Origin of the sequence: Sphingomonas panacis, assembly GCF_001717955.1 — a bacterium.
Classification (GTDB): Bacteria; Pseudomonadota; Alphaproteobacteria; order Sphingomonadales; family Sphingomonadaceae; genus Sphingomonas; species Sphingomonas panacis.
This window is the reverse complement of the sequence record NZ_CP014168.1, coordinates 2,449,608-2,470,715: the sequence shown is the minus strand read 5'-3', so window position 1 is coordinate 2,470,715 and position 21,108 is coordinate 2,449,608. Positions and strand designations below refer to the sequence as shown.

Genomic DNA, 21,108 nt, shown 5'->3' with positions numbered 1-21,108 from the left:
ATTATCGGGCGCAGGATGCGGCACCAGACCGCGCCACGAGACTCAGGAGAGTTGGAGCAGCGATGGACACCGTCGGCATCGATTCGGCACGCGAAGCCTTTTTCGGCGAGGGCCGCCTACCCGTCACGACGGTACGTCCGCCGGTGCTGCAATCGTGGATCCGCTGCACCGACCTCGGGCTGGGGCAACGCCTGCCGTCGCTCGCGCCGCTCCCCGACGGCGAGCTGCGCGCCTTGCGTGAGCGGCACAATGCGCTGCGCCGGCTCTGCCGGCCCGAACTGGAGACACTGGCCGGCGAAGCGCGGGAGACCGGCAGCGTCGTGATCCTCGCCGATGGCGACGGCATGATCCTCGATACGCTGGGCGATCTCGGCTTCGCCGCACGCGCGGCGCAGGTGGCGCTGCAACCGGGCGTTTCGTGGAAGGAGGCGAGCACCGGAACCAACGCGATCGGCACCGCCATCGCCGAGCGCAAGCCGGTTGCCGTACACGGATCGGAACATTTCTTCGCCGGGCACGGTGTCCTGAGTTGCGCCTGCACGCCGATCATGGACCCACGCGGCGCGATCATCGGCGCGCTCGACATTTCGGGCCCATCCACGATCGGCCACGGCCACGCACTCGGCATGATCCGCATGGCGGTCGACCAGATCGAGCATCGGCTCTTCCGCCAGCGGTTCGACGACTGCCGCGTGCTGCGCTTCCATGACGATCCCGCGATGCTGGGCAGCAGTCGCGAAGGCATTCTGGTGTTCCGCGAGGATCGGCTGGTGGCCGGCAATCGCCGCGGACTGGCGCTGGTCGATCGTCATTGGGATGCGCTCGACGAAAGCTCCATCGAGGAATTGTTCGAAGAACGCGCGCATCATGGCGCTGTTCTGGAATTACGGCTGGGAACCGGCGCCAGCGCGGTCGGCCGATGGGATGCGCCTGCGGACAGATCTGGGCTGGCCAGCGCGCATTTCGACGACGGTTCCGGCCACAAAAACAACGCGTTCGCGATACGCGACGCCGAACTCATCGAAGCAGCGCTGGCGGAGGCACGCGGCAACATCAGCAAGGCGGCACGGCATCTGGGAATTCATCGCAGCACGATCCACCGCCATCTCGGACGGCAGCGGGACGCGCGAGCGGCGCGTGTGCCCGGCGGGCGGCAGTAACGCCCGTCGCCATATTCGCGAACGGGCGGCCGGGGCCGCAATATCACATCGATGACGTGGCCCATCGATCGCGGACCCGGCGACACCAGTCCATGTGATCCATCCGCCTCTTGGTGAAGGTGGCTGGGTCATACCAAACAGCATCGCTTAATACTTCAAATCGAACCTTACGACTTGACGTTCAACTTGACGGCATTCTTCTCCGACGCCATCGCCGCGATCGGCTTGACTTCGACCTTCTTGGGCTTGCGCACTTCCTTGTTTCCACGCTTCTGGGCTTTGGCCACGATGTGTTCCTTGTCGTCTTGAGGTGCGCAGGCGGCTGTCAGCCTGCGAAGAACGAGGTGCGCCGTACCGTGCCGGTGATGACTTTGGTCTTGAACAGGTTCGCAATCGTCGCTGCACCGGCTGCATTCGTCAGCACGACACGCGTTCCGCCATCGGGAAGCGGTTCGATGGCGCTGATGGCGACGTTGTGCCGGTCGCACATCGCGGTCACATCCGCTGGTGAAACTTTCAAATTCATGGCCCGAGACATGCGCGCACCCCAATTCGAGCGGGAGCATCACATCTCTCAGTCGTCGCCGGCCCGGAGCGTTGGCGCGATATAGCATATATGGGAAGGGACACACGGCCGTACAATGCCGGGTAGCAGCCCGACAGCCAAAGTAAGGCTAGTGAGGGCCGTTCGCGCTGTTTGTGAGGGCGAAAACCGCTCGCGCCATTTCAGCACCTTCCTGGGAAGGCAAGACCCGCACGACGACACGTACATCCGTAGCGGCAGAGTCCGTCGAAACACCCGCCCAATCGAGATCCGCGCAAATGGTGGAGCGGACGACGGCATCGTTTTCGCCGATCCCGGCGGTGAAGACGATCATATCCGCGCCGCCCAATGAAACCATCATTGCCGCGATCTGCTTTGCAGCCGAGCGGCAGAAAGCCGCGATTGCCAAGGCCGCATCGGCGTTCGTCGCAGCGGCAGCATGCAGCTTACGCAGGTCGCCCGATACCCCGGAGACACCGAGCAGCCCCGAGCGACGATCAACCATATTTTCAATCGCGGCTGCATCCATACCCCGCTCGCGCATGAGATAGAGCAGCAGGCCGGGATCGATATCCCCGGAGCGTGACGCCATGACGATGCCGCCCGACGGCGTCAGACCCATGCTTGTGTCGATCGACCTCCCTTTCCTAACCGCGGTTATGCTGGCGCCGCTCCCGAGGTGGGCAATGATGAGCCGATCGGGTAAATCCTGCCCGAGCTGGTGGACGATCGATTGGCACGACAGGCCGTGGAAGCCGTAACGGCGTACGCCATCCGCCCGGAACGCCTTCGGAATCGGGAGAACCGCGGCGACCTTCTCCAGCCCCTTGTGAAAGCCCGTGTCGAAGCAGGCGATCTGCGGCACGTCCGGGTACCGCGCCTGTGCTGCGCGGATCAGCGACAGCGCGGCCGGGCCGTGCAGCGGCGCGAACGCCGTCGCCCGCTCCAGCCGTGCCAGGACGCTCCCATCGATTTCGACAGGATCGAACAGCTCCGGCCCGCCATGGACGATGCGGTGTCCGATCGCCGCGGGACGCGCGCCGTCAAGGTCCGCATCGATCCGGTCGAACAGATCGGCTGGCTGCGCCCCCTCCACTTCCCCCGACGTGCATTCCTCGACCCCGTCCGGTCCGGCCGCATAGAAGCCGAACTTGAGCGAGGAAGACCCCTCGTTGAGCGTAAGCACGCCGGTCCGCCGCGGACTCTCCACCGCGCTCACCGCCGCCATTGCCAGTCGCGGATCTCGGGCAGGTCGTCGCCCTCTTCATAGACATGCAGCTTGTGCCGCTCGATCAGCGCCCAATAGCGCGCCGTCTCGTCTGGCAGCCGGTCGCGCAGCCGCGGTATCCGCTCGATCGCATCGAGCGCCAGACGGTAGCGATCGAGATCGTTGAGCACGACCATGTCGAATGGCGTCGTTGTCGTGCCCTCGTCCTTATACCCGCGGACATGGATATTGTGGTGGTTGGTCCGACGGTAGGTCAACTTGTGGATCAGCGCGGGATAGCCGTGAAAGGCGAAGATCACCGGCTTGTCGGTGGTGAACAGCGCATCGAAAGCGCGCTCGTCGAGCCCGTGCGGATGCTCCGACTGCGGCTGGAGCACCATCAGGTCGACCACGTTGACGACGCGGATGCGGATGTCGGGTACATAGTCGCGCAGCAGCATCACCGCCGCCATCGTCTCCAGCGTCGGCACGTCGCCAGCGCACGCCATCACGACATCGGGCTCGCCTTCATCGCTGGCCCATTCCCAGACGCCAGCCCCGGCGGTGCAGTGGCGGACGGCGTCGTCGATGCTCAGCCAATTCGCCTCGGGCTGCTTGCCGGCGACAATCACGTTCACATAATTGCGGCTGCGCAAACAGTGATCCGCCACCGACAACAGGCAGTTGGCGTCGGGCGGCAGGTAAATCCGTACCACGTCAGCCTTCTTGCTAGCGACATGATCCAGGAAGCCCGGGTCCTGGTGCGATAGGCCGTTATGGTCCTGCCGCCAGACATGCGACGTCAGCAAATAGTTGAGCGACGCGATCGGCTTGCGCCACGGGATGGTCCGCGTGACCTTGAGCCACTTGGCATGCTGATTGAACATCGAATCGACGATGTGCACAAACGCCTCGTAGCATGAGAACAATCCGTGGCGCCCGGTCAGCAGGTAGCCCTCGAGCCAGCCCTGACAGAGATGCTCGCTCAGGACCTCCATGACGCGACCGTCGCAACTGAGATCGGTATCGTTCGCCTCCGTTTCGGCCATCCACGCCTTGCCCGTCACCTCGTAAACCGCCTGCAGGCGGTTCGATGCGGTCTCATCGGGGCCGAACAGGCGGAAATTGGCAGCGTCAGCGTTGAGCGCCATGACGTCGCGCAGATAGCCGCCCAGCGTCGCGGTCGCCGCGGCCTTCACCGCACCAGGCTCCGACTGCACGACCGCGTAGTCGCGGAAATCCGGCAGCGACAGCGGCTTCATCAATTCCCCGCCATTGGCATGCGGGTTCGATCCCATACGCCGATGGCCCGTCGGGGCGAGCGCGGCAAACTCTTCGCGGAACTTGCCGCCTTCATCGAACAGCTCGTCGGGGCGATAGCTCCGCAGCCACGCCTCGAGCTGCCGCAGATGCTCCGGATCGTTGAAATCGGCGATGGGAACCTGATGCGCACGCCACGTCCCCTCGACCGGCTTGCCATCGACGACCTTCGGCCCTGTCCAGCCCTTTGGTGTCCTCAGGACGATCATCGGCCAGCGCGGTCGCGCGCCGACCTCACCGTCCGTCCGGGCCGCAGACTGGATCGCAGCGATGCGATCGAGCACAGTATCCAGTGTCGCTGCGAGCAACTGATGCACATCGGCCGGAACGTCGCCCTCGACGAAGTGCGGCTCATACCCATAGCCGCGCAAGAGGTCGGTCAACTCGTCGCGACCAATCCGCGCGAGCACGGTCGGGTTGGCGATCTTGAAGCCGTTGAGATGCAGGATCGGCAGCACCGCGCCATCGCGCGCCGGATTGAGGAACTTGTTGCTGTGCCAGCTCGTCGCCAGCGCGCCGGTCTCGGCCTCGCCGTCGCCGACCACGCAGGCGACGATCACGTCGGGATTGTCGAACACCGCACCGAAGGCGTGGGCCAGCGAATAGCCGAGCTCTCCGCCTTCGTGGATCGATCCCGGCGTCTCAGGGGCGACATGGCTCGGAATGCCGCCGGGCCAGGAGAACTGCCGGAATAAGCGGTCCATGCCGCCGCGGCTGCGCTCGATCGCAGGATAGCGTTCGGTGTAGGAGCCTTCGAGATAGGTGTTGGCGACAAGCCCTGGGCCGCCATGCCCCGGGCCGATGATCGCGATCATGTCGAGTTCGCGCTCGACAATGACCCGATTGAGGTGGACGTAGAGCATGTTCAGCCCCGGCGTCGTTCCCCAATGTCCGAGCAGCCGAGCCTTCACATGCTTGATCGCGAGCGGTTCATCGAGCATCGGATTGCTCCGCAGATAAATCTGCCCGACCGACAGATAGTTCGCGGCTCGCCAGTATCCATCCATTCGACGGAGCATGTCGTCTGAAAGCGGGCGCTCCGTTGCCGTTATGGAGACCGCCGCGGCGAGAGGATCAGCCGGGTGTAATGCACCGTTGGTCATGGCGATTGTCCTCCGCGCGTGTTTCGCGCGAGAATAGCCGTAGCAGCAATGATGGATCGCATGTGGGTTTCTCTTGTAAGCCTAGCCCTGCAGACAACCGTTCCAGCTGATTTGCGCATATATTGCGTTACAATGGCGCACGGGACGTGCCGAGCTGCCGTGAAGCTCCACCTGAGCGGGTTCTTAGAATCGCGCCGCCAAAGAGAACAGAACGGAGCGTGGCGCACCGGGGTAAATCCACAAGGCGCTATAGCTGCTCTGGGCATAAGTCTGATCGAGGATGTTATCGACCTCAATGCGTGCAACCAGCCGTTCGGTGACCGGATACGCGATGCTGGCTTTGGCTTTCACATAGCTGTCCAGCCGCAGGTTGCCGCCATCGAGCGCAGCAGCACGCGAGCCGACGTAGGTCCCGCCCGCACTCATAGCGAGATCGCGACCCGCTAGAGGAACGTTGGCGAACAGTTGGAGTGTGCCGGAGTGGCGTGGAACGTTGAGGACGTCGGCGCTGGGAAATGCCGGATCGCGGGCAGCGGCGTCCGTGAAGGCATAGTTGCCGATCAGCCGCACGCGAGGCGCCAGATCGATCTCACCATCCACTTCGACGCCGCGCGACCGAATACGTCCCACCGTCGCGAGGAAGTTCACGTCGATCGGATCGGTCGCAAGGATGTTGCGCTTGGAGACATCGAACCAGCTCACCGCAGCGCGAAGCGATGGCAGGACGAGCTTGGCGCCGACCTCATAGCCACGCCCGGTTTCCGGCGCGAACGCCTCTCCCAGTCGTCCAACACTTGAATTAGCGCGCGAGCCCTCGCCCCAATTGGCATGGAAGGCAATGCGCGGATCGGGACGGTACCGAATGCCAGCACGAAACTCGACCGGATCGCGTCTCAGGCGGCTGAGTTGGCCCGAACGCAAATTGTCGATGCGCTGATTAAGGTGCTCGTAGCGCAGGCCGCCGACCGCACTGAGCGAGTCCGTCAGTTCCCACATGTCCTGGCCGTAGATGGCAACGGCTTTACGACGTTCGTTGGTGACCGTGAATGGGGTCAGTGGTCCGGCGGTGCCGCCATAGACCGGATCGAAAACGTTGATCGGGTAAGGCTGGGCAACGCTCGGCCGGAATCGCTCCTGGAAGGTGTCAAAGTCGAGATCGTAGAGTGTCACGCCGAAGCTCGGTTGGTGCGTGCCGAAGGCTTTGATGGTGCCACGTACCTCCGCCCGCCCCGACCAATCCGTCAAATTCCAGTCGCGGAAACGGCGTTGACGACGGACCGTGCCATCCGGCAGCAGTGTCGACGCTTCGCTGGAGAAGCCCCGGATGCGGGCGTCGCGATAGGCCGTGCCGCCTACCAAGCTCCAGCCGCCTCCCAAATCCTGCTCCAGCGTCAGTTCGTGGCGCCAGTTGCTGGATGACACGCGACCGTCGCCAGGCTCTCCCAGAAAACGATCGCGTGGTACTGCCTCGCTATCCCCATTGATTGCCGGGACGCCGCGATCGAACGGCGAGCGGAACTGAATATATTCGCCCTGATAGGTCAGCGTGGTGCCGTCGATCGGCCGCCAGCTCAGCGACGGTGCAAAAAGACGCCGTCTCAGGTCCACATAGTCTCGAAAGCCGTCGCTGTTTTCGAGTGCGCCGACCAGACGGATTGAAAACGTCCGGGAGAGCACTGACTCAACGTCGCCTTCCAGCCGGTAAGTACCAAACGAACCGCCGCTCGCGGTGAGATTGCCGCCATTGCGAAATCGCGGCTTCTTGGTGACGACGTTGATGACCCCGGCCGGGTCCACCGATCCGAACACGGCGCCGACCGGCCCCTTGAGCACCTCGATCCGTTCGACGGTGGCGGGATCACGCGGCGGTCCAAAACCACGGTTGGCGAGGAAGCCATCAACGAAATACTCGGCACCCGTATCGGGCGTGCCGAGGAATCCGCGGATCGCGTAATTGTCGCGCAGGCCACCGAGATTGTTCTGCTGTGAGATGCCGCTGACCAGCTCAAGGGCATCGGCCAGGCGGCGAACGCCGTAATCATCGAGAATGCTGCGATCGAGAGCGATGCTAGCCTGCGACATTCGCTCAGTTACGATGTCCGATCCGTTGGTCCGATCGAGGCGGCGCTGTCCGAGCACGACGATGTCGTCGACCGTTGGTTTGCGCTCTTCCGTACCGTCCCGAGCAAAAGCTGGCGTGACTGAACAGGCCAGCACACAGATCGCGGCACCAGCGGCCCGGCGCCAGGATGACAAGCGCGTTTTCTCCGGATTTCGCGCGACGTTCGACACTGCCCTGACCACGATTATCCCCAAGTCGCATGTGGAGACGCAGGGCACCAATGCCCTTGCGTCATGATACATCGTCTCATAGACAGCGCGTGTTGCGGTGCAAGATGAAAATATGGTGACACGATGATGACGAATGATGCGGGCGCTCACCTGCCGATCGAAGTGCGCGCGCTGCGGCACAGCTACGGCGAGCGTGAGGTGCTGTGCGGCCTTGATCTGACGGTTGCGCCAGGCGAGATCTACGCTCTTCTGGGTGGCAATGGCGCTGGCAAGTCGACCACGCTGTCTGCATTGCTGGGCTTCATCGTACCATCCGCAGGAAGCGTACGGGTCGGTGGCATCGATCCCGCTGCCGATCCGGCGATGGCCCGCGCGCAGCTCGCTTATGTTCCTGAAAGCGTGGCTTTGTATGACCACCTGAGCGCGCGCGAGAACCTCGACTATTTCCTCTCCCTTGCCAGGGCGCAGAGGTCGCGCAAGACGGTGGTCGAGCCGGCCCTCGACGCAGTCGGCCTGCCTCATCACGCCTGGAATCAGCGCGTTGGCGGCTTCTCCAAAGGCATGCGGCAGAAGGTGGCCATCGCCCTTGCGCTCGCGCGGCATGTCCCCGTGCTGCTGCTCGACGAACCGACATCAGGGCTCGATCCACGTGCGACCATGGAATTCAACCGGCTGATTGAAACGGCGCGTGACCGTAAGGTCGCGATATTAATGGTGACCCATGACTTGCTGAGCGCTGTTGACGTTGCGAACCGCATCGGTTTCCTTTCCGCGGGGCGGATCGAGGAGGAGCTTGCTGCCGGAGACGGTGCTGCCCGGTTCGACCTCAACGCTCTGCACGCCCGCTATACCGGCACGAGGGCGGCGGCATGAACGGACCCGTAATCCGCATTGCCGCCGAGGAATGGCGTAGCCTCGCCAGAAACCGCGCGGGTCTCATTGCAACGCTGCTTCTCGTCGCGCTGATCGTTGTGTCTGCCGTGGTCAGCTTCGAACGCCGCGCTGGTATCGAAGCGGAACGCGCCCGCTATCAGGCCTCGGCAGATACAGGCTTCGACAACCAACCTGCGCGCCATCCCCACCGGATGGTGCACTATGGCCAGTTCGTGTTCCGCCCGCTCAGTCCGCTGGCGTTCGTCGATTTCGGTGTCGACAGCTTCACCGGCAACACGATCTTCCTCGAAGGGCATCGGCAGAACAGCGCAAACTTCGCGGAGGCGCGGCAATCGTCGCTGCTGCTCCGTTTCGGCCAATTGACCCCGGCGTTCGTGCTGCAGACACTGGCGCCGCTGCTGCTCATTTTCCTTGCTTTCACCAGCGTGGCGCGCGAGCGCGAAGCGGGCACGTTGCGGCTGATGCTGGCGCAGGGCGTCAGCGGTTCGCAACTGCTCGCCGGGAAGCTGCTGGGCCACGGTGGTATCGCACTGGCGATCGGCACGCCGGCGTTCCTGCTCTTCGCCTGGCTGGCGGCACGTGCGGTTGCCCCGACGGATGCCGTCGCCTTGCTTGGAATCGGGTACGCCGCATGGCTGCTGCTCTGGGCCATGCTGGCCGTGCTGATCTCTGCACTCGTCACCCGTTCGCGGGACGCTCTGGTAGCGCTGGTCGCAATCTGGATGGTGGGGGTGATTCTCCTGCCGCGAGTCTTGCCCGAGGTGGCGGCGACCCGGACCGTGCTGCCGAGCAAGATCGAAACCGACATCGCGCTCCACCGGGATCTCAAGCAGATCGGCGACGCACATAATCCCGACGACCCCTATTTCGCCCATTTCAAGGCTCGCGCGCTGGCCCGGTACGGGGTGTCGCGTGTCGAGGACATGCCCGTCCAATATGCCGGCCTTGTCGGCATGGAGGGCGAACGGCTGACAACCGGCCTCTATGCCAGATCGGCAAAGGCGATGGCGGCGCGCGAGGCGGAGCAGAACGGCTTCGTCCGCGCCTTCGGTACGATCAGCCCGCTCATCGCGGTTCGGCAGTTGTCGATGGCACTTACTGGTACGGGGCTGGCCGCTCATCAGGACTTCCTCAACCAGTCAGAGGCGTTCCGCTATCGGTTCGTGCAGGCGCTCAATTGGATGCAGGCGGAGAAGATCCCAAGCGTTAACGCCGGCGAGGACCCTCGCGTCTCCGCCGACAATTGGAAGACGATTCCCCGCTTCCGCTATCGCCCCTTCGTACCACCTTCCGCGCTGATCTGGCCGAACCTGCTGGTGCTCGGTGGATGGCTGGCGGGTCTACTGCTGCTATCGCTGCCAATTGCCCGACGTTTGGGGAGGGCGGCGCGATGAGCTTGCTTCACGCAGAGCTGCGGCTGATCCTGCGCTCCCGACTGGCCGCCGCGTCGCTTGCGCTGTTGATGGCGCTGTCAGCCCTCTCGGTCGTGTCCGGCCTTTCGGCTGTCAGCCGCCAAGAGGCTACGATCGCGCGCGCAACCGCCGAACAGGCACGCGATCTCGCGGCGGTCGCCAAGGCGTATGGGAAGCCAGACGGGGAGGCAGGCTATGCTGCCTATTATTCCTTTCTCCTGACCCACGACCGCCCCTCGCCCCTCGCCTTTCTCGCGCTGGGGCAGCGCGACGTACAGCCCACGGTCCTTCGGGTACGAGCGCTGAGCTTGCAGCAACAGCTCTACGAATCCGAAACGCTGAACGCGGAACAGGCCTTGCCGGGTGTGTTCGACTTCGCCTTCGTCGCCATCTATCTGGCGCCTCTCGTCGTGATCGCATTGACTCACGATCTGGTCACCAGCGAACGTGAAGCGGGGCGGCTGCGGCTGCTTCTCTCGATGCCGGGCACCGGTCTGTGGCGTCGGCGGATTGGCCTGCGCTACCTGCTCGTGGCCCTCTCCCTCCTCATCCCTGCGGGCGTTGCGCTGGTTGCCACTTCCGCACCTGCGCACCTCGGACTTGGCATCCTGACCGTGCCTGCGGTGTACCTCGCCTTCTGGTTCGGGCTCAGCCTGCTGGTCGCCAGCCGGGTACGTGCATCGGCGACGGCAGCGGCCGCGTCAGTGGGATATTGGATCGCCCTGACCCTGCTGATTCCCACTCTCGCCAATGCCGCGATCACGCGTGCGGTTCCGGTCAGCAAAGGCATCGACCTGACCCTGGCGCAGCGCGAGATCGTTCATCACGGCTGGGACATCCCCAAGGCCGCCACGTTCGATCGTTTTCTGGCGACACATCCTGAGTGGCGTGGTCACGAGACGTTCGAAGGTCGGTTCCATTGGAAATGGCTCTTCGCCATGCACCAGGTTGGAGACGAAGCGGTGGCGCCGCAGGTTGCCGCCTATCGCGCCAGCCTGCTCAGCCGCGAACGCTGGACAGCACGTCTCGGATGGCTGCTCCCGAATGTGGCGGCACAGGGCATCTTGCACCGGCTTGCCGACACCAACCTCGTTGCGCAGCTCGATTATCAGGATAGCATCGGCGCCTTTCACAAGGAACTGCGCGCGTTCTTTTACCCGTATCTCTTCTTCGATCGGCCATTCACGCGTGCCGACTTCGATTGGCTGCCGAGCTATAGTGCCCGTACCGGCACGGCATCCTGGCCAGCCATCCCGATGCTCATGCTGTTGGTTGTGACAGGTCTCATCCTCGCTGCGGGTGCAGCCCAGATGCGCCGAACCGGCCGCGACGCTTCGCGCTGAATCTGCTCACCTCATACCGGCGGCCTTAAAGTTTGACCTGTGGCCATGGTCGGGAGGTTATGGAAGTGAGGCGGACTGGATCGTCGGCGAAGACGTTCCAGGCATTGCAGCACGCCCGACGACGTACCAGGCCAGCGCCAACATTCGTCGCGCCGCACGTGCTCCTCATGCGCGCCCGATGCCCGCCGCAATCGGGCGCCCTCATATCTTCGCGCGTGATCTCTATCCCCGCCATCACAGCCTCCAACCCAATGCTTCCGCATCGAATTAGAAAATCCGCCCTTGGCGAATCCCGCAGAGTGAAAACTCTCGACCGTTGGTAACAGTCATTGAAAAGATGGTGCACCCGACTGGATTCGAACCAGTGGCCTCTGCCTTCGGAGGGCAGAGGCATGGGGGTTTCTGAAATTATACGAAACTCATAACCTATTAAAATAGCTTTATTTTAAATCTAAAGCCGTCTAGCAATATTCGACTATGTTTTCCGTACTTTTTCCGTACGGAATCGATGCGGAGATCGGCGATGACGCTGGACCTGAGCATAGTGAAGAAACGCGAAGCGCTTCGCAGCCAGCGCGAGCCATATTGGCAGCGCATTCGGCCCGGTTGCTTTTTGGGCTATCGACCCTCAACCAGAGAGGGCGTGGGAACCTGGATCGCTCGTGCCTATGACGAGGATCATCGCTGTTACCGCCTTAAGGCGCTGGGCGATTTTGGCACTTTCCCCGGGCGCGATCGGTTCGCGAATGCGAAGAAGGAAGCCGAGGCCTTCGCCGCCTTAGTGGAATCGGGCGGACATAGCGAGGAGATGGTCGAGACCGTCGGGGAGGCGTGCCGCTTATACGCGAAGTCGCGACCCGACGCTGCGAGCCGCTTCGAACGCCACATCTATTCAGATCCGATCGCGACCGTGAAGCTCGCGAAGCTTCGCCGACATCATCTGCAGGCTTGGCGCCAACGGCTGGAGGGGAAACCCGTCTCGGTCACACGGCGGAAAAAGGGACCGCAGGTCACCCGCCTGCGCGCGCCCTCTTCGATCAACCGTGACATGGCGACACTTCGCGCAGCATTGAACAAGATATTGGCACCGGGCGCGCCGGACACCGAAGCCGCGTGGCAAGAGGCGCTGAGTGCCATTCGAAATGCCGACCGGCAACGCACGCTCTATCTGGATCGCGATCAGAGACGCGCGCTTTTGGAAACGATCGACCCGGAAGCCGAGCCTTTCGTGCGCACGCTTTGCTTACTTCCGCTGCGGCCGGGCGCAGTCGCCGGCTTGACGGTCGGTGATTTTGACAAGCGTACATCAGAACTGAACATCGGCAAGGACAAGAGCGGCAAGCCTCGCCGTATTCTCGTACCCGCCGCTGCCGCCAAGTTTCTCGCAGCCCAAACGAAGGATAAGCCGCCCGGCGCACCGCTGCTGGCACGCATCAACGGCGCGCCCTGGGACAAGGAGTCCTGGAAAAGGCCGATCGCAAAGGCTGTTGTCGCTGCAAAGCTGCCAGCTGGGACGACCGCCTATACGCTCCGCCATAGCACAATCACTGACTTGGTGAACGGCGGCCTACCACTACTGGCGGTAGCGCAGATCAGCGGCACAAGCGCCGAGATGATTGAACGCCACTATGGTCACCTACGCCGTCACGCCGCCGCTGAAGCGTTGGCGAGGCTCGCTCTGTAAGCGCCCTTAGTATGCCGGCTCGACCTCGCCAACCGAGTGCTCAGTCATTCGACTTTCTCAAAGAACCGGCACGGTCGCGTCCGCATAGTTGCTCACAGGGGTGGCGCGGGGTGACCTGATCAGGCGACGGCGAACTTACCATCGACAAGGTTGCGCACCGCCCCGAGCGCAGATTTGCCGCTGATACCAACCTGCGCAGTGTCTGACTCACGGGGGATTCCCAAGGCGGTGAAAATCTGAATCAATGAGGCTGCGACTTTGGAGTGTGGCACCATGGGTTCAGCGATCGGCTTGCGGGAAGATTTTGACGGGGCGGCGCTTCGGCTGTTGTCGCGGACGACGAAGAGCGCGAACCAGGCGCGGCGGCTGTTGGCCTTGGCCGAGATTTACGACGGTGGTAGCCGGAGTGCCGCGGCTCGGATCGGCGGAGTTGGCCTTCAGATCGTGCGTGACTGGGTGATCCGGTTCAATGCCCGCGGCCCCGATGGATTGCTGGATGGCAAAGCGCCTGGTCCCCCGTTCGCGGCTGAACGATACGCAGCGCCAGGCACTGGTCGATGTCGTCGAGAGCGGCCCGATTCCGGCGATCCACGGGGTGGTGCGTTGGCGGCTGATCGATCTGGCCCAGTGGCTCTATGACGAGTTTGCGGTCTCGCTCGACGAGACCACCATCAGCCGCGAGTTGAAGAGGCTGGGCTACGTCAAACTCACGGCGCGGCCTCGCCACCATGCCCAGAACGAACATGCCATGGAGGCCTTCAAAAAAGGGGCTTCGCTGCCGAGCTGGCAAAGGTTAAAGCCGTCCTCCCGAAGGGCACGCCCATAGAGATATGGTTCCAGGACGAGGCGCGTGTCGGCCAAAAGAACACAATCGCGCGACGCTGGGCCAGACGCGGAACGCGGCCATCGGCACCGAAGGATCAGCGGACGAAATCAGCCTATATCTTTGGCGCGATCTGCCCGGAACAGGGCAAGGGCGCCGGGCTCGTCCTGCCCTTTTGCAATACCGATACCATGTCGCTGCATCTGGCCGAGATATCGCTCGCCGTCGCGCCGGGTGCCCACGCCGTTGTGCTGATGGACCAGGCTGGTTGGCACATGACCGGCAAGCTCGATGTCCCCCACAACATCAGCATTGTCGCGCTCCCGGCCAAATGTCCCGAACTCAACCCGGTCGAGAACATCTGGCAGTTCATGCGAGACAACTGGCTCTCCAACCGCGTCTTCACATCCTACGAAAACATTGTCGACCTCTGCTGTGAAGCTTGGAACAAGCTCGTCGATCAGCCTTGGCGAATCATGACCATCGGACGCCGCAAATGGGCGCGTAGGTCATAATCAACGCAGGTTGGTATGAGACGCGCGGTGCCGGTGACAGAGCGATAGCCGGCGTTGATTTGTGCTCCCCAGTCCCGGCGGAAGCTGTTGGTGACCGTTCGGAACACGACTGAGGAGCGGATTTGACGCTCGGAGATGTTGTGGGTGGCAGGGACCTCTCGGTTGGTGAGGGCACGACAGACAAGCCTCAATCGAACGGTCACTTCGTTTCTGCCGTCTGTACAGAAATCGCGGGAGAGTCCCAATTCGCATCGGGTAAGCGCGTGAAAATTCAGTCCGCCCGAGCGAATTCGGTGATGCCCATGGGCAGGGAATGTTCAGCAACCCGCTGGCGCGATAGGATTTTCCACATATCTTACCCACGGGCCGGTGCGATGGTGATCGCACTTAGAGCCAGGCCAAGTTCCCGATGGTCCAGATAGCCTGGCAGTTGCTCGGAAGGGGTAAAAGTACGGTCGCAGACCAGCCAGATTTGAAGAGGGCCTGGCTTGGTCGATCCGGAAACCTCAAATCTGACCGTGGTTGAGGGTCCGGCTGGGATTTCCCCATACTGGACCCGTTCGCCATCCCACCAGATTTCGAATTGCGTGGCGTCGTTCCACGGAGAACGCAGTTCTATGGCACAAGAGAGCGCACCAGGGTCGCCGAGCGGTGCGATGCCAAGAACGCCAACGCGGCCGCTCCAAACCCCCCAAGGCTCTAACTGGTGCCAACCGAAGGTGAGGGCCGCCGCAAAGTCCACATCTGCCGCGGAGACCGCAACTGGATCCGCACCGACCGCCATTCCGGTGAAGATCGGACTGGCATTCTGAATTCCTGCATACGCCCAAATATTAGCACTATTTTGCGGGGAAATCGGCTCATCAGGAAATGGGCGCTTGAGCGGTGGTAGCATGAAGCCACTCACACGCGCGATGCCGTTCGCCAGCGCACCGCCAAGTGCGCGGACATCGATAGTTACACCTTTCCACTGTCTGGGGGGCGCCAATCTTACGGACGAAGCTCCAAAGAACTTCGCTTCTTCTAGTAACGACGACGATATCGCGACGACGAGGTCAATTTTTCCGGTAGCGAGGAGACGATAAGAGTTCGCTCTTGAGATTTTGATCGAGGCGATCGAAGCTAACTTTTCTAATCCAGCGATGCTGTTCGCGGAGTGCGGATGCGGCGTCAGGATTACGAGAGCCCTGTCGGTCGACAACCTGCGCAGGTCATCGACAAAATTGCCCAAATCGAGTAGCTTTCCGGCATCGATCAATGCCCTGTCGGCGGGCATTTGCCCCGCGATCAGCACCGCCGAACTAAAATTCTCCTCACCTTCAGATGTCGGACGCCCCATGCGCGCGCGCATAATACCGAACTGCCACTGCAATTCGCGCTCCGTTATTGTTTCGCTGTCGATGGCGGCCTGAAGTTCGGGGTGCGTACTTTGGGCCGAAAGAAGAATACCGCTAAGAAACCGAATAGGCGCGACCTCGACTTCGAGCAGCGCAAGAGCCGCGCCTTCTAATATCGCTCGCAAGTCGGACGATATCTCAAACGCAATCACGACCTTGCCAGCTACAGCCTTGCGAATGCGAGCGGCGAGTCTTGAACTCAGCGGAGATCCTACCGACTCCACCCACCATGACTGCAACGTCGAGCCGTCCTTCGGCCCGAAGTTACTGGGTGACAGCCCGAGTGCGGCATGATCCAATACGCCGACTTTTATGTCCGGATTGCTCGCGAGAGCACCGCCGACCAGCTGACTTAGCCAGTAGACATTTTCGTCTTGGTGCCAGCGCCACGGCCCGTCTGAGGTAGCAACCAGCCTGAAGATGTCTCCGGTCACAAGGACGTGACAATCCGCTACAGATACAGAATCGTTCAGAGCGCTGTTCGGATTTTTGAACGATCCGGCTTTACGGCTTGCCGAGGAAGCGCTCATTCATCGTCCCATGCCGACAGCGCCGGACGCTGTAACCAAAGCCTAGCTTAACGAGGCCGCTTCGACGTCGTCAATGGAAAACCACGGGAGCCGGTTCTCTCCATATCAGCTCCGCTGATATTTGGCCGCAGCGAGCCCGTCCTGAAGCGCCTGTAGCCAGGAATGCCCATAGGCAACGTCGGGCTCGAGATGCGCGCCCTCGGCCCATTCGTTCCAAGCGTTGACGAACATCATCTTTTCTTCGCCGACCAACATTTCATACGCGAAATCCGCCTTCTTGCGTACATATTCGGAAAAAGCCGCCGGCGTCTGGCCGATAAAACTGGTGCCGCGCAGTGGCTGGCGGGCGGTGTTGTCCCAGCTCGGAAACACCGCCGGCATACGCTTGTACGGTGCCGTGCTTTCCTTGCAGGCCAGTAAGACCGACTCTTCATAGTCGTATACGTGTCCCTGCCAACCCGCCTTCAACATCGACAGTTCGTCTGCATAGGGTGCGCCGATTCCTTGCGGTGGAAATTCGACGCAAGCGTCAAACCCGATATCCTGCGGACTAACGCCGCGGTTGATCGCCTCCATGCTTTCGACATACAGAAGATACGGGTTGCCGAGCCCCTCGTCGATGAACGCACTCCGAACCATGTCAGTAAACAGGCGCGGATCTGGGATCAGCAGCGGTCGATATACGAGGAACATCGGGCGCCCGTTTACCGTGATCGCGCGGGGATCGCGCGCCGCTTCGATCGCATCGGAGCAGACGGAAGCGAGCGTCTCGTTGTCATATTGCTGCTCGAGCAGAATCGCCTTCTCGCCACCATCCCAATGGCGAGTCCAATTCTCATTGGCCCAGCACAAGGCAAAGCGGAAATGTATGCCCTTGTTGCTCAGGAGATTTCGCAGCGGCCGATCCAAAACGCGCCGTGCGCCAAAATTATAATAGTACATGATGAAGCCGCTCAACCCATACCGTTGGGCAAGCGCATATTGCTCACTCATCACGTCGCCGCAGCGCAGGTCATAATAGCCATGGTCCGAGGGAAGATGTGGTTGATAATGCCCTTCGAAGGAGGGCAATGCTTTCGCCACATTGGTCCATTCGGTGAAGCCCTTGCCCCACCAAAGATCGTTTTCCGCAGTCGGATGAAATTGCGGGAGATAGAAACAGAAGGTCGATACCTCGCCATCCTGCTCCAGCTGCTCGCTCCATTTATCAAACAACTTATGTTGGTTGATGACGACTTGTCGTACTCGCCCCACCTTGCTGTGCTTACCCGTCGATACGGACAACTCATGAACACAGGTTGCCTGCGGAACATATCTTATGCGCTTGCCACTAAACCGCAACCGGAGCGACAGGTCCGCGTCCTCACAGTATGCAGGCCGAAACCGCTCATCGTAGAGATCGTTTCCGATCATGTCGCGCTTGAGAAGCAGGCATGCGGCCGAAATATGCCCGACATCCCGAGCATAATTGTAGCGTGGCAAATCCGGATTGCTGCCTAGGCCAACCATCACCGTGGTCGCGTCGGGCAACAGCGCGCAGCCAGCCTCCTGAAGGTGGCCGGACGGATAGACGATCTTGGGGCCGGCCGCCGCGATTTCGGGAGCGGAGCGCAACTCGTCGAGTAGCGCTTGAAGGGCGCCCGGCAGCACGAAGGCATCATTGTTCAGCAGGAGCACGAACGGCGCACTCGACGCACTGAATGCTCTATTGCACGACGCGAGGTAGTGAAGATTCTGTTCGTTGCGGATCATGGTGACGCCCGGCACGGCGCTCAAGATCGCCGTATCCTCAGTCGATCCATCGTCCATCAGGATAGGGTGGATCGCCAGGTCCCCCATGCCCTTGTGCAGCGCTCCCAAGCAGCGCCGGGTCGTTTCCGTCTCGTTGTAAAACGGAATGATGACGTCGATCAACGGCGCACCGTGCACCGGGAAGGCTATCGCCGTCGCCGATGAGGCAGAATCGACGCTTATCGGAACGATAAGCGCTTGTTCGCGCTGCGCCGCTTGCGACGCTACCAACTTGGCGCGAAGTCTCTGCGTATCGCTTTCCCAGATCGCCGGATCGGGTTTGAAAGTCCAATCCTGCGTCGCGCGCGCATGCAGTTCCGTGCGGCCGAATTTCGCATGATGGAAGATCTTGCGCCCCTCGAACCGGCCGATCCGCAAGTAATGCTCCAGCGGCGGAAGGGCCGCGCGCATAACGTCGCCGTAGCGCGCCTCATACGCGAGCGAGTCGAACGCAGCGCTTGGGGAAACCCGGTTCTGGTCGCCGACACGGATGAAATGCAGGAGGGCATCCCGCCCGTTCGATGGCACGTCCAAACCCTGAGCGCGGTAATATACAGGATCGAACAGCGCGAGAGGAGATATGTCGCTTTCCGCAGCGACATTCAGAAAATGGATGAGGAGCGACCCGTATACTTTTACGTCGGACACCACAAATCGATAATCCTCCAATGAGAAAAATGGGGAAGGATCGATGGCATTATCGGTGATGACGCCGAGCATATCTTCAATCGAGGGAACCGGTTGAAATATATCACTCCGAGTACTGCGCATATAGCGTAAATCTATCAGCGGATGAGGATCCCGCCACATCTCGATTCCGAAAGCCAAGAAATGGTCGAGCGCGCGAACATCGCCAATATCGCTTTGGTCACGATAATATTGACTGTCAAAAATCGGGAGAGTGATCGACTGTTCTAGCTTGCTCAGCGAACCAAAAACATCAAGAAACTCTTCCGGATAGAAAATATCCGCGCCCACGATGCTTACCAGAAACTCACGATTAACCACCCCAGCGTTGAGAATACACCGAGCTCCGTGCAAGGCTTCAATCATGACGATCTCTTCTATTCAAATAAATAGCTGACCGACTGGTCGGCCAGAGTTACGATTCGCGTCGGATACCTATCCAATTAAACCCTGCATTGGCTCTAGCGTCAGGTTGCGGATGACCAAGGCCAGTGGACGGATATCATGAGCCAACTGTGGGCAACGTCCGGCCGAACGAATCGACAAGACGAGTCCGCCTTCTGCTCCCACGTCCACATCGCGCTGCACGCCCTGGATTTGCTCGGGCATCAGGTCCGGAAACACCGCGATCGCGCGATGATCGAGCCGAATAACGACCTCGTTCGGGTTGCGATCAATCATCGCAGGGTTCCAAAACTCGACGGTGACGCGCACGCGGCCAATCAGATCTGGAAAGTGGATGCACAAGTATGGGGTACACCAGGCGTCGTGATAAATGGTCCCCGACGTAACAAGATGCGGCGGCAAATCAAACAGACCGGGCGCTATGGCAGTGTCGATCACACTCATGCGGAATTACGCCCCTTGCCCTTGCAATGCCTGAAGAATGCGCAGGCCAACGGCCCGATCGCCGCTCCGAGACAGAAGGTCCCGGGATGCGCGCTCGGTCAGGAGCCGTAAATCTCCCGGAGAATCGATCACCTTCTGCAACTGTCTTGCCGCGTCATTCGGATCGGCTTCCGCCCAGTGGTTTCCAGCACCAAAGGGATATTCGCCCGCTTTGACCGGAACCAGATCGTAGTCGACTGGCAACGAATTGTTTGCACTCATGAAGTCTAGATTGCCCGACCAATTGGTTCCCACCGCGAGCACGCCCAGCGACATAGCTTCTGCAAGCCCCCGGCCGAAGCCTTCCGACCGGTGCAGCGACAAGAATGCGTCGGAGCAGCGGATTAGACTCTGTACGCGAAACGTCGTCAGGTGCTCGTCGATGATGACGACATCCTGCGACTGCACAGCCAGACTTTGGATGAATTCGGGCGTCGCCGTGTTGCCCTTCACCTTCAGGATCAGTTGAACGTCCTCGAAGGGTCGATTTGCCCGTAATCGACGAAAAGCCTCAATAGCGGCTGCCGGATTTTTGCGGGCGACGTAAGAACTGGTGTCGAAAAAATGGAGAATCGCAAAGGCGGACTCCCGTATACGAAAATGTCGGCGCGGTAGAAAACTGCGCTTCTTCACCTCCGCAGACTGTCCGACGAAACGGCTCGACAATCCGGCATTCGACAGAGAGGTGTTGACGAATTCCGATATTGCCCAGCAGCCATCGAACCTCCGTAGCTTTTCCGCCCACTCTTCGGGGTAGTTTGGAAGTTCCCACGCAGGCATGACAAAGTTGAGATGCGACGCGAAATCGAAGCCTCGCGCCTCAAGCGCCGCGACGCACGGCTCCACCTCATCGCCGTTAAGATGGTAGACGCAGATTTTCCGCGTCGGAATCGAGGATTCCTTACCCTCGACGATTTCTTGATGAGCAGGGTCGGTTCGGGGTGCCCATTGATAAACATCCACCACCTCACAGTCGATTTGCGCGCATTCCGCAGCACGGATGAAAGAACGCAATTGCTCCCCCATTCCGATCGAAACGAAGGGGTGGCCAATCACCGAAATCTGTATCTGCCCGCTCACGGCCACCTCAGACCGCCAGCGCAAAGAAGCGCGTTGAATGCGCGCAAGGTCGATATCTAACATCGCAGCGCCGAAGCAAATTTTTAAAATCCAACGTCACAGACCTGTCTTTTTTGGGCAGAAACCCAGCGCGCAAACCACCAACCAAGCAACTATCGCCTGATTTACTCCGAGTCAGGCCGATGATATTTTGTCCTTATTCGAAAAGCTGCTGGTTGTCAGAATCGTCACATACCCAGCCTCATTCGAAACCGATCAACCGGTTCGGTCAATACCGTAAAGCCAATATTTTTTATATGTCAAAACATTTTAGCCGCCTCGCCCTATGCCGCGCGCGCCGCACTCCTCCGCCAAGGATTACCGCTCCTGGCGCCCGAGTAACAGCCGTGGCGAGTCGGCGTCAGCCCCCCCCTCCACGCGTCTCCACGTCAAGGGTCT

General features: G+C 61.0%; 13 protein-coding genes and 2 pseudogenes. 6 read left to right on the top strand and 9 right to left on the bottom strand.

Translation table 11 applies throughout. From position 1 onward, the window contains the following. Positions 1-62: 62 nt before the first annotated feature. Positions 63-1,160, top strand: a complete 1,098-nt coding sequence (locus J0A91_RS11150; RefSeq protein WP_069204972.1) for a helix-turn-helix domain-containing protein — start codon at positions 63-65, stop codon at positions 1,158-1,160. A 325-nt stretch (positions 1,161-1,485) separates the two neighbouring features. Here J0A91_RS11150 and J0A91_RS11145 read toward each other — a convergent pair whose 3' ends face one another. The 4 genes from J0A91_RS11145 to J0A91_RS11130 form a co-directional block, all read right to left on the bottom strand. Continuing rightward, complete coding sequence (locus tag J0A91_RS11145) at positions 1,486-1,698, bottom strand: hypothetical protein (RefSeq protein ID WP_069204971.1); 213 nt, start codon at positions 1,696-1,698, stop codon at positions 1,486-1,488. A 136-nt stretch (positions 1,699-1,834) separates the two neighbouring features. Then, positions 1,835-2,890 (bottom strand): acetate/propionate family kinase, encoded by a 1,056-nt coding sequence (locus tag J0A91_RS11140; RefSeq protein ID WP_240502265.1) that lies wholly within the window; start codon positions 2,888-2,890, stop codon positions 1,835-1,837. Positions 2,891-2,919: 29 nt separating this feature from the next. Beyond that, on the bottom strand, positions 2,920-5,250 hold the full coding sequence (locus tag J0A91_RS11135; protein WP_240502264.1) for a phosphoketolase family protein: 2,331 nt from the start codon (positions 5,248-5,250) through the stop codon (positions 2,920-2,922). Positions 5,251-5,517: 267 nt separating this feature from the next. After that, positions 5,518-7,638: a TonB-dependent receptor gene (locus J0A91_RS11130; protein WP_169833132.1), complete on the bottom strand. Its 2,121-nt coding sequence runs from the start codon at positions 7,636-7,638 to the stop codon at positions 5,518-5,520. A 111-nt stretch (positions 7,639-7,749) separates the two neighbouring features. Here J0A91_RS11130 and J0A91_RS11125 point away from each other — a divergent pair, with 111 nt between their 5' ends. The 5 genes and pseudogenes from J0A91_RS11125 to J0A91_RS11105 all read left to right on the top strand — a co-directional run bounded on the left by J0A91_RS11125 (position 7,750) and on the right by J0A91_RS11105 (position 14,297). Further along, positions 7,750-8,499 carry an ABC transporter ATP-binding protein gene (locus J0A91_RS11125; RefSeq protein WP_420852823.1) on the top strand — a complete coding sequence of 250 codons (750 nt, stop codon included), beginning with the start codon at positions 7,750-7,752 and terminating at the stop codon, positions 8,497-8,499. Continuing rightward, positions 8,496-9,914, top strand: coding sequence for an ABC transporter permease (locus tag J0A91_RS11120; protein ID WP_069204968.1), 1,419 nt, complete (start codon positions 8,496-8,498; stop codon positions 9,912-9,914). Before J0A91_RS11125 ends, J0A91_RS11120 begins: the two co-directional genes overlap by 4 nt. Further along, the gene (locus J0A91_RS11115; protein ID WP_069204967.1) at positions 9,911-11,275 is read left to right on the top strand and encodes an ABC transporter permease; all 1,365 of its coding nucleotides are present in this window, start codon (positions 9,911-9,913) and stop codon (positions 11,273-11,275) included. The genes J0A91_RS11120 and J0A91_RS11115 overlap by 4 nt, the downstream gene beginning before the upstream one ends. A 523-nt stretch (positions 11,276-11,798) precedes the next feature. Further along, a complete protein-coding gene (locus J0A91_RS11110) occupies positions 11,799-12,959 on the top strand; it encodes a tyrosine-type recombinase/integrase (RefSeq protein WP_069204966.1) in 1,161 nt (386 codons plus the stop codon). A 273-nt stretch (positions 12,960-13,232) separates the two neighbouring features. Further along, positions 13,233-14,297, top strand: a pseudogene (locus tag J0A91_RS11105) (IS630 family transposase). On the opposite strand, the pseudogene J0A91_RS11100 reads toward J0A91_RS11105, so the two are convergent. From J0A91_RS11100 to J0A91_RS11080, 5 genes and pseudogenes are all read right to left on the bottom strand, one after another. Continuing rightward, positions 14,243-14,467 (bottom strand): annotated as a pseudogene (locus J0A91_RS11100) (hypothetical protein); the annotation flags it as partial. The pseudogenes J0A91_RS11105 and J0A91_RS11100 overlap by 55 nt on opposite strands. A gap of 185 nt (positions 14,468-14,652) precedes the next feature. After that, positions 14,653-16,224, bottom strand: coding sequence for a hypothetical protein (locus tag J0A91_RS11095; RefSeq protein ID WP_150126900.1), 1,572 nt, complete (start codon positions 16,222-16,224; stop codon positions 14,653-14,655). A 105-nt stretch (positions 16,225-16,329) separates the two neighbouring features. Then, complete coding sequence (locus J0A91_RS11090) at positions 16,330-19,068, bottom strand: glycoside hydrolase family 99-like domain-containing protein (RefSeq protein WP_083224640.1); 2,739 nt, start codon at positions 19,066-19,068, stop codon at positions 16,330-16,332. A gap of 69 nt (positions 19,069-19,137) precedes the next feature. Then, positions 19,138-19,551 (bottom strand): hypothetical protein, encoded by a 414-nt coding sequence (locus J0A91_RS11085; protein ID WP_069204962.1) that lies wholly within the window; start codon positions 19,549-19,551, stop codon positions 19,138-19,140. Between the two features lie 6 nt (positions 19,552-19,557). Continuing rightward, entirely contained in the window at positions 19,558-20,733 is a 1,176-nt protein-coding gene (locus tag J0A91_RS11080; RefSeq protein WP_069204961.1) for a glycosyltransferase, read from the bottom strand. Positions 20,734-21,108 lie beyond the last annotated feature (375 nt).

Excerpts from the sequence above, each read along its gene's own strand:
- J0A91_RS11090 (WP_083224640.1), bottom strand. The coding sequence starts at position 19,068 with ATGATTGAAGCCTTGCACGGAGCTCGGTGTATTCTCAACGCTGGGGTG.
- J0A91_RS11125 (WP_420852823.1), top strand. The coding sequence starts at position 7,750 with ATGATGACGAATGATGCGGGCGCTCACCTGCCGATCGAAGTGCGCGCG.
- J0A91_RS11110 (WP_069204966.1), top strand. The coding sequence starts at position 11,799 with ATGACGCTGGACCTGAGCATAGTGAAGAAACGCGAAGCGCTTCGCAGC.
- J0A91_RS11115 (WP_069204967.1), top strand. The coding sequence starts at position 9,911 with ATGAGCTTGCTTCACGCAGAGCTGCGGCTGATCCTGCGCTCCCGACTG.
- J0A91_RS11145 (WP_069204971.1), bottom strand. The coding sequence starts at position 1,698 with ATGTCTCGGGCCATGAATTTGAAAGTTTCACCAGCGGATGTGACCGCG.
- J0A91_RS11135 (WP_240502264.1), bottom strand. The coding sequence starts at position 5,250 with ATGCTCCGTCGAATGGATGGATACTGGCGAGCCGCGAACTATCTGTCG.
- J0A91_RS11080 (WP_069204961.1), bottom strand. The coding sequence starts at position 20,733 with ATGTTAGATATCGACCTTGCGCGCATTCAACGCGCTTCTTTGCGCTGG.
- J0A91_RS11095 (WP_150126900.1), bottom strand. The coding sequence starts at position 16,224 with ATGAGCGCTTCCTCGGCAAGCCGTAAAGCCGGATCGTTCAAAAATCCG.
- J0A91_RS11085 (WP_069204962.1), bottom strand. The coding sequence starts at position 19,551 with ATGAGTGTGATCGACACTGCCATAGCGCCCGGTCTGTTTGATTTGCCG.
- J0A91_RS11120 (WP_069204968.1), top strand. The coding sequence starts at position 8,496 with ATGAACGGACCCGTAATCCGCATTGCCGCCGAGGAATGGCGTAGCCTC.
- J0A91_RS11150 (WP_069204972.1), top strand. The coding sequence starts at position 63 with ATGGACACCGTCGGCATCGATTCGGCACGCGAAGCCTTTTTCGGCGAG.